The following is a 15757-nucleotide window of genomic DNA, read 5'->3' as shown; positions in this document are numbered from 1 at the left end:
TTTTTCCCTTATATATAGAATCTATTTATTACCTTGCAATGCTCTTCTACCAAGATTCCCATATCTATGGAATGCAATACTTGCGGCACGCTCTGTATGATAGTATAAAAGCTCAAAATATCCATTCGCATAGGGCTTATGATATGCGATTAACTTTCCTTTCGCCCTGCCCTGCCCTATTAGCTCTTTATATACAAGATTTTCATTATCCGGCGATTCAAGATAGCGGATAAGCTCATACTCCCCTGCACTCTCAATAAACTGCTCTAGGCTTTGATACTCAATAGCGATATTTTTTAGCTGCAATGTTTTTATATGTTCTAGCACAAAACCTAAAGATTCACTCATTTCTGTGGCTTTAAGGCTTATAGTAAGCTTAGCACTAATTAATTGAGTGCTAGCAATAACGCTTAAAATATCACTTAGAGAATCTTCTTTTCTAACACGATAAATGACTGATTTTACCGGCACATAGTAAAAGAGATTGTCTTCTCCCCTTATATGCACGAAATCCCTTTTTTGTAAAAACTCATTTTCATGGAAATACGCATAGCTTTTTGCAGTTTGTAAAAACGCCTTTAATTCATTTTTAATACTTTCATCTTGCGTAATATTAATAAGATATTGCATACTATCAATAAAGCTATGCCCCATATGTAAATTTGTGTTTAAATCTGTGTTTTCTTGTGTGCTATTATTAGGGATAATATCTACAAATTGTGCCACATAGTTATAACTTCCAGCCTTTCTGCCAAAGCCAACTGCTGACTTTTTAATCCCACCAAATGGCTGCCGCAGGACAATCGCCCCTGTCGTAGATTTATTAATATAAAGATTCCCTGCTTCAATGTGCTTTAGATAATAATCCCATTCCCTTTCATCAAGAGATTCAAAACCGCTTGTTAAACCATATCCAGTAGAGTTTGCGATATCTATGGCATGCTCTAAATCTTTCGCACATATAACTGATAAAATCGGCGTGAAAAATTCACTCTTATGTGAATAGCTACCCTCTTTTACACCATATTTAATACATGGTCTCATCGCATAGGGATTTTCATCTTCAAAACTTGGGGCTAATACCCACTCTTCACCTTGCTCTAACTCTAAGCCCTGCTTTACTTTCTCATCAATAGTGCTGCTTAGATACCCTAACTTATTCTTAAAGTCAAATGGATTCCCAACATGAAGGCTATTTGCCGCATCAATCAATGTGCGTTTAAACTGCTCATCTTTATACACTTCCTCTTCAAGTATGAGTAAAGAAGTAGCACTGCATTTCTGCCCAGAGTTAGAAAAAGCTGAATGGATAATGTTTTTTACCGCTTGGTCTCTATCTGCCATTTTGCTTACAATAGTCGCATTTTTACCGCCTGTTTCAGCACTTAAAAATAGTGTTGGATTCTCTTTTAAAATCTCATAAGCCGTATCTTCCCCGCCTGTTAAAATCGCAAAATCCGCTTCTTTTAATAGAATCTCATTTACATCCTTGCCACTTGCAGGTAAGAATACAAGATAATCTTTCGGTAGTCCCGCATCATAAAAGCACTGCGTTAATATACTGCCTGTAACAGCAGAAATATTAGATGGCTTATAAATCACCCTATTCCCACTAGCAAGACTAGCGGCAATGCCACCAACAGAAATAGCAACGGGGAAATTCCACGGCGTAATCACTACGCCAACACCCTTTGGCTTTAGCATAAAATCTTTATGTGTTTCTAGCAATTTATACATGCTATGCGGATAGAATCTAAGAAAATCTATCGCCTCACTTACCTCAGCGTCTGTTTCTGCAAAGGTTTTACCCACTTCAAGGGCTGCTATACCGATTAAATCATTACGCCTTTCTGCTACAATCTCTGCAGTTTTCAACAAAATCTCGCCAAGCTTTTCATAGCTTAGTATATTTTGTGCTTGTTTTACATACGCCATAGCCGCTTTTAAACTATCTTTATTTGCTAAATACACATTAGCAATGACTTTATCGCCGCCTTTTTGCTTAATCTCTCTTTTATTATCTTTTGGAGTTTTATCGCCAATTATTGGTGTAACCTCAATAGATTCTGTATTTAGCCACTTTGTCTTAATCGCCTCCGCCCATTCTCTATTTGGTTTCAATATAAAGTCAGTATCAGGCTCGTTAAAGAAAGAAGCAAGATTTGCTTTTTGTGTAAATGGGGCTTTAAGTCTATTTTGCTGCCTATAACTTGTCTCTTGCACACTTTTTATACCCTCGATTGATTGTAAAAAGATTTGTTCCTGCTGTTTCCACGCAATAGAATCAATCTCTAAATCAAAGGCATAACGCATAAAGTTATCTTTACCTGTATTTTCATCAAGTCGCCTTACAAGATATGCAATAGCATTATTAAAATGCGCATCATCGCATACCGGGGCGTATAAAATAAGCTTATTTCTTGAAGCTACCTCAAAACTTGCTTTTAAATTCATACCCTCAAGCATTTCAAAAGTAAAGCTATCTTGCGCCCCTGCCCTATTTATCCTTGTCATCGCATAAGCGATTTGAAAGATATTATGCGATGCGATACCTATATCAATGTATTTAAAATTAGAATCTTGCAGGATATAATCAAGCATTTTATTATAGTTAGAATCTGTATCAACCTTTTGTCTAAATGTCGGCAACTCCCAACCCTTTACACTTGCAATAGTCTCTTCAGCCTCCATATTCGCTCCTTTTACAATGCGAATCTTAATCGGGGGCTTACCGCTCTCTACTCTCGCTTTAGAAAAGGCTACTAAAGTTTTTAAATACTCATAAGAATCTGGTAAATACGCTTGTAATACAATCCCAGCTTTAATATCAAACTTCGCAAGAGATTCCATAAAGGCTGCCACCGTGAGTTCCAAGTCCTTAAACTCTTCCATATCAAGATTAATAAACTTTGAGATACCTGCCTTTTGCTTTTCTTCTGCAATGCCATAGAGTTTATCAAGCCTTGCTACTATCTCACGCTTTGAGTATTCAAAATCTAGGATATTGATTTGAGAAAAAATAGTTGTAATTTTGATAGAGATATAATTAATGTAGTTTGAGTTTAGAGCGTCTTCATACTTTTGCAAACGATAGTTTGACTCTAGATTCCCAAGCACCTCTTCACCGATTAGATTCACATTTAAGCCAATGTTTTCACTAGCCCTTTTATCTGCATGTTTTTTCAGGGCAATAGGCGAGGCATCTAGCACCATAGCTTTTGTATCTTTTTTTAGATTCTTTATGAAAAAAGGCACACTCACACACGGCATACTTTTACCCATACCCAAAAATAGTTGCAATAATACCTTTTCAAACGAAGAGAAAAAATCAGCAATCCCATATTTTTGCAAAGTATGCGAGATGAGTTCGTGTGCCATTTCATTATCTTTTGAGCGAAAACTTCTATCAAGCAACTCAATAAGCATAACCTTACTGCTTGGATTTTCAAGCATTTTCATCATCTTTTTACGGAATCTTTTTTCTTTACAACTTAAATCACTATTGATTTTGTGCTGCAATGTCTTTGCTAAGGACAAACTTGCCTCAATTATCTCTTTATTATCAACGGATTGCATAATATCTCCTTTCAAACTAAGCATAAACGCATATTGTAACCCAAAGTTATGCAATAAAGAGTAAAAAATATAAAAATTTATATTTTATTTATAGGGCTTTTAGTTTATTTACTATGCAACACCCAATCATATACAAACCTGCAGTCTCTAACTTCACAATCACACATAAACTTTTATTGATGTGTGATTTTTGTATTTTTATTGTCTTCTACCAAAAGTGATCGAATATACATCATTGCGTGTTTCAAATAGCGGGTCTTTTGGAGCTTCTACACCATTAGGCAATACATTTGGCATAAACACATCGCCATTACATACATCACCATTATATTGTTTTACAAGCAATGTGCCAACCTCAATTTCCTTGTGCTTACCACTCCAAAGGGCTGTAGTATCATCGGTTTTATCCTTTGGATTTGCTAGGACTAGAATCATCTTATAAGCAATCGGGGCTTTTTTGCTCTTTTCTTTAAAATCAGATTCTAAAAAGTCATTGCTAACTTTTTGCAGCTCGTTTTCTTTGAGATAGGCTACGCCATTTGCTGGGACAAATTTAAATCTTGCCGGAATGAGTTTATTCTTACTATCCTTAAAATAAAAAGTGTGAATGCTGTGATACATTGTATTTGCCACACTGCCTGTTATACCGATATTTTTCATATATTCTTCAAAGTTTTTGTATGATGCGACCTCGCTTGTTCTCTTAGCGATATAGGCAGTATCCACCTTGCCATCTTTTGGGATTCTCATCGCAAAAAACTCGCCAAATTCCTGTGGATTTTTTGCAAAGTTAATCTCAGTATTTAGCATAACAATTTCCCATTCATCTTTTTGCCCTTGAATTTTCAAAGCCATGCCTCTAGGCTTTGATTTATCGCTTGCCACTCTGCTTCCACCACCAAGTGAATATCGCACTTCTGTCTTAATGCTTTTTTCTTTTAACAATGGTATATTTAGCGTTTTTGTAATGTTATTTGCTGGGATAAACTCTCCATTCGCACAAAAGCCTTTTGTATGATTAATCTTTTTATGTGGATCTTTAGAATCTCCATTCAACGCATAAAACACATCAGCAATACCTTCCGCATCGTATTGCTTTGCATCATTTCCATAAACACACATTGTGCTAACAAGCAGAGTGCTAACAAAGAATTTTGAGATGATAAACTTAGTAGCATTTTTCATATAAAACATTGACATTCCTTAATATTAAAATAAAACTCTAAAATCTTACAATGTTTTTATATTAAATCTGTAAATCTGGTGTTATTATGTTTGTATTACTTACGACATAATAAGCTATAAATAATAATAATTCCTATATATTTTAAAATAAAATAATACAATTGATTATTAATTTATAAATTATTATGATACAATATGATATTTTTAAACACAAGGATATTTAATGCTAACAAAATCTATGCAAAATCGTGTTATCTCGAAGCGTATTTCACACTATTCTCTACTCTCTTTGGTGTTATCTGGCTTTATGCTCGCAGATACACAAGACGACAAAATACAATCAACCACAAACACAGAAGCAAAAAACTATAAACTACAACAAGTCGTAACGACTGCTCGTGGCACAGAACAACTACTAAAAGATGCTCCCGCTTCTATCACCGTGATTAGCAGAGAAGAGTTAGAGAATAAGCCTCATAGGGATTTAGCGGAAGCTATTGCTGATATTCCGGGCATTGATGTCAATACAGAGTTAGGAAAAACAGGTGGATTAAAGATTTCTATCCGCGGTATGCCAGCAAACTATACTTTGATTCTAATCGATGGCAAACGCACAAGTGTCGCAGGGGATATTAATACGACAAATGCGGGTTGGAGTCAGGCTGATACGAGCTTTATGCCACCTTTGAGTGCGATTGAGAGGATTGAGGTTATCCGTGGTCCTATGAGTACGCTTTATGGGAGTGATGCGATTGGCGGTGTGATTAATATCATTACAAAAAAGAGTTTTGATAAATACGCTGTGAATATCGGGCTAGAAACAACGCAAAATGAAGACAGACAATATGGCTCTGGCTACATGCTAAATCTCTTTGGTGTCGCACCTATTATTAAGGATAAACTTGGGCTGCAGCTAAGGGCTCGTTACTACTTTAGAGAACCCTCCGATGTAAAATATCAATATACAATTACACAAAATAAGCCGAATAATAGCGCAGGCTCACCAACATTCCCAAATGTAGGCGATATAGTAACCGATAGCGCAGGCTTTATCGGTAATCCCACTATGGCACATATCTATGATATTGGTGGCAGACTTTTATGGAATCTAGATTCTAATAATCATATTTATTTTGATACAAGTTATGCGAGTCAATGGTATGATAATAGCAAAGAGCAGTTAGGGCAACACACAAGCACAGCGAACGCCTATATTGTAAGTAGAAACAACAATATCATCGCACATAAAGGCAACTATGGCACATGGAGTATAGAAAATTCTTTGCAGTTTAATCAAAGTAATAACGATGGACGCATGACAAATACAAAGCCCAATAATCCACGACAAATAGCTGGTAAAGATGTGATTCTAGAATCAAAAGGCTTTATCGACCTGCCTTATGAAAACTATCTAAGCGTTGGGGCGCAATACTGGTTTTCATGGATGCAGGATATGGTAGCAAAGCCTAGTCAGTTTTCACAGCACACTCTCGCCCTTTTTGCAGAAAATGAATGGGAAGCCTTTGATGGATTTCGTTTTACTTTAGGGCTAAGGGAAGATTATAACTCACGCTTTGGTTTTAACACTTCGCCAAAGGCATATTTGGTTTATGAGGCAATCCCTGATTGGCTAACGCTTAAAGGTGGCGTAAGTATGGGGTATAAAGCACCATATCTTAATCAGCTCATAGATGGACAATATGGTTTTGGCGCACAAGGGCAACTCGCATTTTTAGGGAATCCAAACCTAAAACCTGAAACAAGTTTAAGCTTTGAGCTAACCGCTCTTACAGATAATGACTATTTTGAATCTGGAATCACCTATTTTTATAGTCTCTTTTGGGATAAGATTAGCTCGGAGACTTTAGCTAGTCAAGCAAATGCAAGTATATGTGGTAGTGCGGAATTCACTAGAGGTTGCTCTCGTGCGATCAATGTCGATAAATCCTATATACAAGGTGTAGAACTCTATGCGGGGATAAAGCCACTTTATGGGGTGAATTTTGATGTGAGTTATACTTTTACAAGCAGTGAGCAACTAACAGGCAATCTCAAAGGTGCACCACTCACAGACACGCTAGACCATAGATTTAACGCAAAGCTTGGCTATACATGGGAAGATTTACATGTATATTTACGGAGTGAAGTGCAAGGTAATCGCTTTAGAGGTTTGAGACCGGGCACAGATGCAGCACAACAGCAAGTGCTAGGGGCATATTATAAACCTTTTATGCTTTTACATTTAGGGGCTACTTATAGAATTAATGAGAAATTTAAAGTAAATTTTGCTATCTATAACCTTTTAGATAAAAACTTCGCAGATTATAGACAATATGGTTGGGAGACTAGCGGTGGTGGCGGAAATAACTACACCGGCAATGCACTAGTTGGTAATATGTATAACTACATTGCCGAAGGCAGAAGATATTGGTTTAGTGTAAATATGGATTTTTAGATTCTATTATGATTGTAGCATGAGTTAAAATGATACCTACAATTATTGCAAGTGTTTAACCCTGTAGCTTAATGGTTAGCTTAGTAGCAGATAGCAATCTCACACAATAATAATAAAGTCTAAAGGCAAAGTTAAAACTCATATCCAAAGTTTGCTTGCACACCAAAGATATGACTACTACTCATATCTGCCTTATAAAAAGCATTAAGACTTGTTTTCATATTGCTATTTATCTGCCAGTTTGCACCCATTTGCATGTTAAATGTATGAAGTGATGATAGTGTGTCAAAGGTGAGATTTTGCTGATTTAATATAACACTTGTGCTTTTTTGTGCATGATAGAGTATCGGTTCGTATGCTAAGTTTATAAAAAATGTGCTTACTTGATTGAGATTATATGCTAGATTTAGCCCTAAAATCATGCTTGTGATATGGTTTGTATAGCCATTACTCTGTATCTCTAGAGCTTTGTTATTTTGATATGGGCTTTGTGTGATTATGCTTTGTCTAAGCCCTGCAACTGGGGCTATGGAGAAGCTTTGAAAAATAAATGGATAGCTTATATTTACATTTGCGTTGAGATTATACGCGTTAAAATCGCTATTAAAAGCTGTGTTTGTGCTAGAAAACTGCAACATATCTCTTGTTGCAAAAAAGCCAAATGTCCCATGCAAGCCTATATCGATATTGATTTTTTCTAATAAGATTCTATCCATGAGAGAAAAACTTAATGCATGGCTTTGAAATGTGCCCTTATAAGTTTCAAAATGCTGATTCATCGAGCCATATCCATAGGCAAAATGTGTTGCAAGTAAATGGGAGTATAAACTTGTGTTATAACTAGCCTTAACGCCACTCATCACACCGCCCATACTCTCACTCATAATACCGCCACCAAATGCCCCTATACTAAAGCCTTGTGTATGAGAAAAATCTGCACCATGAGTTTGCATAGAATCTAAAATCGCTAAAGGTGCATTAATAAATGAGTTTGCCACGCCATTTACAGAATCTCTAGCGACATTTCTTAAAAGAGAGCTGCCACCATAGGTATAGATTCCATTCATCTGCTTATCAAGTGCGTTTATCATGCTTTTTTCATTATCTGTAAGCGTGTGCTGAAAATCTTGTATCTTTGCGGAATCTGCCTTGATTTCTAAAGCACCATTTACAACATTTGCACCGATAAATTCATTTGCCCCACCCCTAAAGATAATATCAAACTTCGTATCGCCACTTACTTGCCCTGTAATAAGACTATGGCTGCCCATAGCCACACCGGCAGTATCAACGACTACTTTACCATTATTTGTAAGATTGCCTTCTAGCTGCCCCATTTGTCCCTTATATGCACCAAAGATTAATGTGCTATTTGCATCATTTGTCATGCCACCATCAACCTTAATCTTTCCGCCATAGATTTGCACACTAGAATTTTGTGTCCTACTTCCCTCTACCCCTTGCTGATTTATAAGCTTTCCTGTAATGTGTATAGTGCCACCATAATTGATGAGATCCCCGCCACCAGGGCTTGGCGCGTCATTCTGCCAAAAGCTACCAGCTATCGTGTCTGCTGTTGGCTTACCACCATTATTAAAATCTCCATTAACTTTTACATTGCCTTCAGTATTACTAAAGCGTGAAGTTGCAAGGTCTATGCCGTTTGTGCTTTGTCCAACATTCCATACAACTCCATTTAGCTCTAATGTGCCACTATTTTTTACCACATTCTGTATTCTTATTGTGCTAGATTCCACTTTCAAAGTCGCACCACTATGGATAGTGGTTTTAGAATCTATGATAAAAAAGTCCATATTGGTTGCATTCAATAAAGCACCACTATGTAAAGTCAAATCAGCATTGCGTGAAAATATAACTTTTGATGATGGACCAAACTCGCTTGCATTAATTTTTTTGCCTTTTTGCAGTGTAAGTTCTAAAGTCGCATTAGCCCCTAAGGTTAAACCTTTTTGTATTGATAGGGTATGAAAGTCATTTAAACTAAGTTTTGAGTTACTCCCTACACTAAGATTCCCAACATAGAAAATAGACAGAGTTTGCGTTGTGCCTTGTGGCATAGCGGCATTTATGGTAAGGCTTGAGGTGCCGTTATTGGTAGAATAGGAAAAATCATAGGCATTTGGATTAAACGCGCTTGGCAAACCAACATAGCAGTATTGATTCCCACATGTTGCGGTGAGATTATGACTTGCGTTCTCCCCATTTTGCAACACAATAGAGCTGGGTAAATGCCCCGTGTAGTCTGCGTGCAAGGCATGGCAAGACAATAAGACTAATATAACGACTTCCTTTTTCATGCGAGAGATTCTAATCTATGAGCATTTACAGATGATTATGATAATAAGATGTTTTTAAAAAAGTTTGCTAAAGATTACCAATAGAAACATTGTTTAAAACTTTGTGTATCTTATTTTCCTATACATTCATGTGTGAATAAAAATAGTATTGTTAAAGTTGCTGATTAAATATCGTTGTGTCTAGACTTGTTGCCATTAACATGATAAACACTAGAAACTCAAATTGGTTTCTTATTATATTGAGCCTTTATGGTGAAAGCAAAACATATTTATTTTTAAGTTATTTTGCAATCCAGATTCTGTAGCTTTTCTATACTGTACTTCAAGTATAAAATTTTTGAAACCACACATCATAAATCCATGAAATCAAATCAATGTCGCGATAAATAAAACGCATAAAACACTAAGTAAAGCCAAACACGCATAAACCAATCAAAGCATACACAACTAAAACCTTAATGTTTCGTCGTTATCAGTAGGTTTAAAAATTAAATCTTTACTATTAGCTAGGTGTGTTATTTGATTTATTTGCTTGTATCATTTCTACATACTTTAACTTTTTTAACACACAAAAACACACTTAATCACAAATACAAAACACACCAACACATAAAAGTCTTATATAATAGGGACACATACTTTGTATTTTGCAAAAGATTCATTGGTGTTTGTGAAAACACGCGTAAGCATTAATGTTATTATATATGTAATGCGTATGCTAGTATTTATGTATGCTTTGATTGTCTTATGCCTTATATGTTTGGCTCTTAGTGTGGCATACATGCAAAACAATAATAACCTTACATGCAAACACTTCTAAACATACTTTGATAAGGTAAAAATAATAAACACTATTTTATAAGGAATGATAAACATGTAATATACAATATTACACGATATAAAAAGGATTATAATAGGCTTTGAAAATAGCATAAATAAGGTTTAACAATAAAGCTAAAGCTAATAACAAAATAAACAAGTAAACAATGAAATTAGCTTATTTGACAACTTTACATATGATAGCAATATTAATGATATTAATGTTTAATGTTATGCATGAAATAAATAATATAAATACAACAAATACCACATATCAAACAAATAAATTTAATAATACAAGTAAAGTATTAGCTTATTCAATACCACATAAGACATAAAAGCAAATAAAGATTTATTAGTAAGTGATAGACTTGCGAGGGCCTACATCTCTACTTAAGACAAAACGAGCAAGGCATATCTAACACTGCCTTTAACTTCTCAAGCTATAAAGAATTTTATATTTCATAATCTTTATAAAGAGTTTCTAAATACTACAAAAGCATTAAATAAGCCTTTAGCACAGCTAGACTTTAAACCTTTAAGTAATGAGATAAAAGCACTGCCATATAAAGCTAATGCTAACCTAAAAGCACATTTAAGAGATATTAATGCTAAGACTAATGACTTTTTAGATTCTATGCAGGAGTTTAAAAACACTACAAAAGAGATAAAGCTATTACCATATAATAAGCCTAGTGAAAATAAAGCAGTGGAAGTGGATAGGTTTAGGAATGTGTTAGATTCTAAGCCTTTGCAAGAATTACAAAGCTTAAGAAATAATTTATCCGCTATTCTTACCCCAATTCTCAATAAAGACATTACAAATATATCAAGCGGCATTACAGCCCAAGTGTCAAAAACAAGTATTAAGAAAATGGGAAGCGATAAGGCAGTTAATAAAAGTATAGAAAATGGCTTTAGTTTGCAACAACATTTTAAAGCTAGTGCAGATATAGAAAACCTTTATAAGAATGCCACAAAAAAAGCAACAACAAAAGATTTAAAGAATGGCGACCCTGCAATACAAATACACACTTTTATTTCACAAGTAAATGATAATGCTAATGCAAAGATTTTAGTTAAAGAAAGTTTAGATAAAGATTCAAGGCGAATTTATACTTTGGAATTAGAGAGTTTAGAATCAACTAAACCTTTAGCCCAAGTGCCGAATGGAGATTTAGCCGACCATTTAACTAAGTCTAAACAAAAGAGCGACACTTCTCTTACGCCCTTAGAAAATGTTAGTGAGATTATACCACAAACAGCACCAAAAGAACAAATTAATAATACACTCGATGATACTGCTGATACTCTTTTTTGGATATGGAGTGATTTTGCAAATGAATTAGATACATTAAGCAAAAAAGCTTACTATGATATTGACTTTAAGAACATACAAAATTTAGCGAGTGGATTAAGGCTTTATGGCGATTATGATGATGTGTTAAATGATATTAAAGCAGATATATTTCAAAGATATATAAATAATGACACAATGGGAAAATATCATATACTTACCCCTCACCCAAATAGTAAAAAACCTAAAGAATTTTTAGAAAAACTAAACATAAGATTTACTGATAAGAAAATAGAAAAAGAAGTAAAAAGTCTGTTTAAACAAGCCACAGAAAAAGAGGCAGAACTTCTCAACAAGGCAAATAAAGACTTACAAGAATTATTTCAGCAAAGAGATATGCCAACACAAAAAGAGTTAAGCAAAGAATCTAAAAGCACACAAGAACCTGTAACACAAAAAGAAACAACAAGGGCAAGTGGTGAAAAAAGCAGTAATGAATCTTTAACACAGGCAAAAGAATACACAAATCTAATAGATGATTTCTTATATCAATATGACCTTAAAGACGACCTATGGTTTATGAAACATGCAAAACTTGAATACAGCGATAATGGAGAAGAAGTTTATGCAGCACTTAAACACCTTAATGAAGTTAGAGATAATGTATCAATCAAATATGATGATTATGTAGCTGCAACAGAACAAGTCAAAAACTCTCTCAATCGTGCTGCTTTAGACATTATTGATGATTTTAAAGCTTGTGATGAAGCACTTGAAGCAATAGAAAAAATACAAACTAAATTGCTTGATGACTATCCATTCACACAATCACAAAAGCATAGATAAGCCAAAAGAGAAAACACAAATCGAAACACTAGCTAATATGCCACACCACCCTGATGATATTAAGCAAATTGAAAATCTTCAAGCAGAAAGGCAAAGTCTATATGATGAATTAGCCGAGATATTTGATAGAGGTGAGAGACAATATTTTTTAAATGGTGTTGGCACATGGTATCACACAGAAGAAGATGCGCTAAAAAGATTCAATGAAATAAAGCAGGATTTAAGAGAGGGCAAAGGAATACGAGATGTCTCAAGTAACACTTTTAATAAAAATGAATATGTTACGAAAGTGAGACAAGCTGATGTTTTAAACATAGAGATAGACTACTTACAAATACCAAGAGGCTTAAGGGAAAAATATCCTAAAGTTGATAAATGGCTTATGGGCGTTTTGGATAATTATACGAGAAAACCTGAAGTATTTAAAGAAAGATTTGGTGATGTAGAAAGTTTTTTTGAAGATGCCGCTAGTTCAAGTATAGAAAAAGCATTAAATCTTTATCCTGTTAATATGATTGGGGGTATTGGAAAGAAAATGGGATATGACTATGCAGTTAAAGACAAAACATTCAAAAAAAGACTTGGAGAATTAGAATATCACAGAGAGCAAATAGAAGCACTTTTAGATATAACACCAATAGCAGAGTTTGGAAAAAACTATGCGGAGTTTTACAGAAAAGGACAAGAAGCTATTCAAAAGCTTATGGCAGAAAAAGAAGGACAAGTGGCAGGGGCATTTTATCGTAAAGAATTAGGCGATATTAATTTAGTTTGGGGACAAGTTAAAGGAAAAGGTAAAAATACAAAGGGCTATGGACTTGCTAAGATTATTGAGAAGCACGGCGATGAGTTTGAGGACATAGCAAAAGAGCTAGATAAGATTATACAAGATGGGGAAGTAGTAAAGCGACAAGGCAGAGATGAAGCCTATAACAATAGAATATAACGGATTTAAAGTTGGTATAAATAAAGGATTTAATAAACAAGGGGAAAATAAGTGGATAGTAACTGCGTTTGATGATAATATAGAGAAAACCGCTAAGACAGCACCCGCTAACGATTCTACTAAAGGGGCGAGTCTCCCTTTAAACTCAAAGGACATTATACCACAAACCCCACAAGAAATAGTTAAACAAGCAAGAAAAAGCGGCAAAAGTGTAGCAGAGACAAAAGAATTACTACAACAACACAAAGATATAGAATCTAAACGCAAAGAAACACAAAAACTAATCACACAAGAAAAGAAAGCAAAAGAAAAGCTGCACAAAGAAATAGGCATATTTGAGAAAGAAAAGCAAAACGCATTAGAAAAACTAGAATCCATTAAAACACAAATAAATGAGCTAGAAAAGAAAGATTTATCAAGCAAACAAGCACAAAAGCAAATGGATAAACTACAAACTAATCTTAGCTTTTTTGCAAATGAGATAGAAAAGACAAGAAATCTAATCAAACAAAGAAAAGATAAACTAGCTACCACACAAGAAGTCTATATACCGGAAAATCATACATTTAGCTATGATGGTAGAGAATTTAACACAAGAGAACATTTCTCTATTCTAAAGCAAAGAAGTCTAAATAACCAAGATGATGACTTTAATGGCTTTGATACTCTTATGCGTGAAGCAATAGAGAATGCACTCAACATTAAACCCATAAAAGAATTTGGCACAAATTATGCCGAGCATTATCATAGTGGGGAATCTGCTATACAAAAACTCATAAATGAAGCACAAGCACATAAAGAAAGCGGAGCTAAAGGTGAGTATAAAGGACAAGTCGCAGGGGCATTTCATCGTAAAGAATTAGGGGATATTGATTTAGTTTGGGGAGAAGTTGAAGGCAGCGGACAACATGCAAAAGGCTATGGACTTGTTAAGATTATTGAGAAGCATGGCGATGAGTTTTCAAGTTTTAGCGGAAATACAGAAGAACAAAAACTTATAAATGGTATAAATGAGATTATACAAAATGGCAAATTGCTTACCGAAAATGGCGTAAATACGCTTTACTTACAAAAAGATAACAAAGTATTTTTAGTAGGATTAAGTAAAGGTTGGCATAATAAAGGCGATAATCAATGGGTAATAACAAGTTATGAAGCTAAAAATTTACATGCGGATATATTAGAAAAAATCGGTGCTAACAAAACTATTTCTGCTGATGAAAGCCTTAATGCGTTACAGACTTTTAACGCAACCGACAACAACATTATACCACAACAAACACTAGAATCTACTATGCAAAAGTTTAATTACGATGAGAAAAAGGCAAAAGATTTACTAGAGTGGCATAAAGATTCTAGTCCTTTAACAAAAGATGAAAATGGAATACCTAAAGTGTTTTATCATGGCACAAGAGAAAGCATAGGCAATAAAGAAATACTCACCCCAAAACATACAGATGATACAGGAACAAACTATCCTGCTAGATTTTTCTCTAGCTCTCATAATGTTGCCCTAAGCTATACAAAAGAATTACCAAATAGTGATAATGGAATCTATAAAGTATTCTTAAATGCTAAAAATCCTTTAGTCATAGACTTTCAAGGTAAAGACTTTGTAGATAGAAGTGAATTAGCAGATAAGATTTATAAAGGGGAACAATATTTTGATTTAGCTATAAGAAAAGCACTAGATGAAGCTAAAGAGAGTGGAAAGCCATTTGATAGTGTTATTTATAAGAATGTGCGTGATGAGAGATATGGCAGAAGTAAAGAAATAAGTGATACCATAGCTATATTTAATCCTAACCAAATAAAGCATATTGACAATAAAGGAAGCTATACAGATACAAAAGGCAATATTACAAAGACTAAACCAAAGAATAAAGAATCTACACATAAATATTTTAATGAAAACAGCCCTAATATCATGTATGCTAATCCGCAACATTTAGGAGCTGGAGTCTTAAGTGGCAGTGCAGCAGGAATTGAGACTGATGAGAATGGGAATCTCACCTTTAGCCCTGAAAAATTTGCGTTGGGATTGCTAGGTGGAGCGATAGGAAGCAAGGCGGTAAGCAAGATTTATAAGAATAAATCCGCACAAAGATACGCTACACTAGCTATTAAAAGCATACAACAAGACTACAAATCTTTGAGTGAGAATAATCCAGCTATGTTTGCTAAAATAATGCAAAAGTTTAATCCTAGAGATTTTTTAAAAGGCAAAAAGGAAATAAATAGCTTGAGTAATGAAATATTTAACAAAGAGTTAGCAAAAGCCATAGAATCTGCCTTGCAAAATGGTAAAAAGTAGA

Annotated in this window: 7 protein-coding genes; 4 read left to right on the top strand and 3 right to left on the bottom strand. The window is 34.6% G+C overall.

What is annotated here, in order from left to right; genetic code table 11:
• Positions 1-21: 21 nt before the first annotated feature.
• Both XJ32_RS10370 and XJ32_RS10365 read right to left on the bottom strand, forming a co-directional pair.
• Complete coding sequence (locus XJ32_RS10370) at positions 22-3552, bottom strand: bifunctional proline dehydrogenase/L-glutamate gamma-semialdehyde dehydrogenase (RefSeq protein ID WP_254422539.1); 3531 nt, start codon at positions 3550-3552, stop codon at positions 22-24.
• Positions 3553-3774: 222 nt separating this feature from the next.
• Positions 3775-4698 carry a catalase family peroxidase gene (locus XJ32_RS10365; RefSeq protein WP_167620021.1) on the bottom strand — a complete coding sequence of 308 codons (924 nt, stop codon included), beginning with the start codon at positions 4696-4698 and terminating at the stop codon, positions 3775-3777.
• Between the two features lie 286 nt (positions 4699-4984).
• On the opposite strand from XJ32_RS10365, the gene XJ32_RS10360 reads away from it, so the two are divergent.
• Positions 4985-7216: a TonB-dependent receptor domain-containing protein gene (locus XJ32_RS10360; RefSeq protein WP_077389599.1), complete on the top strand. Its 2232-nt coding sequence runs from the start codon at positions 4985-4987 to the stop codon at positions 7214-7216.
• A gap of 131 nt (positions 7217-7347) precedes the next feature.
• On the opposite strand, the gene XJ32_RS10355 is transcribed toward XJ32_RS10360, so the two are convergent.
• Positions 7348-9534, bottom strand: coding sequence for an autotransporter outer membrane beta-barrel domain-containing protein (locus tag XJ32_RS10355; RefSeq protein WP_077389596.1), 2187 nt, complete (start codon positions 9532-9534; stop codon positions 7348-7350).
• A gap of 1456 nt (positions 9535-10990) precedes the next feature.
• On the opposite strand from XJ32_RS10355, the gene XJ32_RS10350 reads away from it, so the two are divergent.
• Genes XJ32_RS10350 through XJ32_RS13015 form a run of 3 tightly spaced genes read left to right on the top strand, consistent with a single transcriptional unit; the run spans position 10991 to position 15756 of the window.
• The gene (locus XJ32_RS10350) at positions 10991-12496 is read left to right on the top strand and encodes an LPD3 domain-containing protein (RefSeq protein ID WP_077389593.1); all 1506 of its coding nucleotides are present in this window, start codon (positions 10991-10993) and stop codon (positions 12494-12496) included.
• Positions 12459-13442 carry a putative barnase/colicin E5 family endoribonuclease gene (locus tag XJ32_RS10345; RefSeq protein ID WP_077389590.1) on the top strand — a complete coding sequence of 328 codons (984 nt, stop codon included), beginning with the start codon at positions 12459-12461 and terminating at the stop codon, positions 13440-13442. The genes XJ32_RS10350 and XJ32_RS10345 overlap by 38 nt, the downstream gene beginning before the upstream one ends.
• Positions 13417-15756: a putative barnase/colicin E5 family endoribonuclease gene (locus tag XJ32_RS13015; protein ID WP_077389587.1), complete on the top strand. Its 2340-nt coding sequence runs from the start codon at positions 13417-13419 to the stop codon at positions 15754-15756. The genes XJ32_RS10345 and XJ32_RS13015 overlap by 26 nt, the downstream gene beginning before the upstream one ends.
• Position 15757 lies beyond the last annotated feature (1 nt).

Origin of the sequence: Helicobacter bilis, from assembly GCF_001999985.1 — a bacterium.
GTDB classification, from domain to species: domain Bacteria; phylum Campylobacterota; class Campylobacteria; order Campylobacterales; family Helicobacteraceae; genus Helicobacter_A; species Helicobacter_A rappini.
Note: the sequence above shows the minus strand (reverse complement) of the source record. Positions and strands in the feature narration are given on the sequence as shown.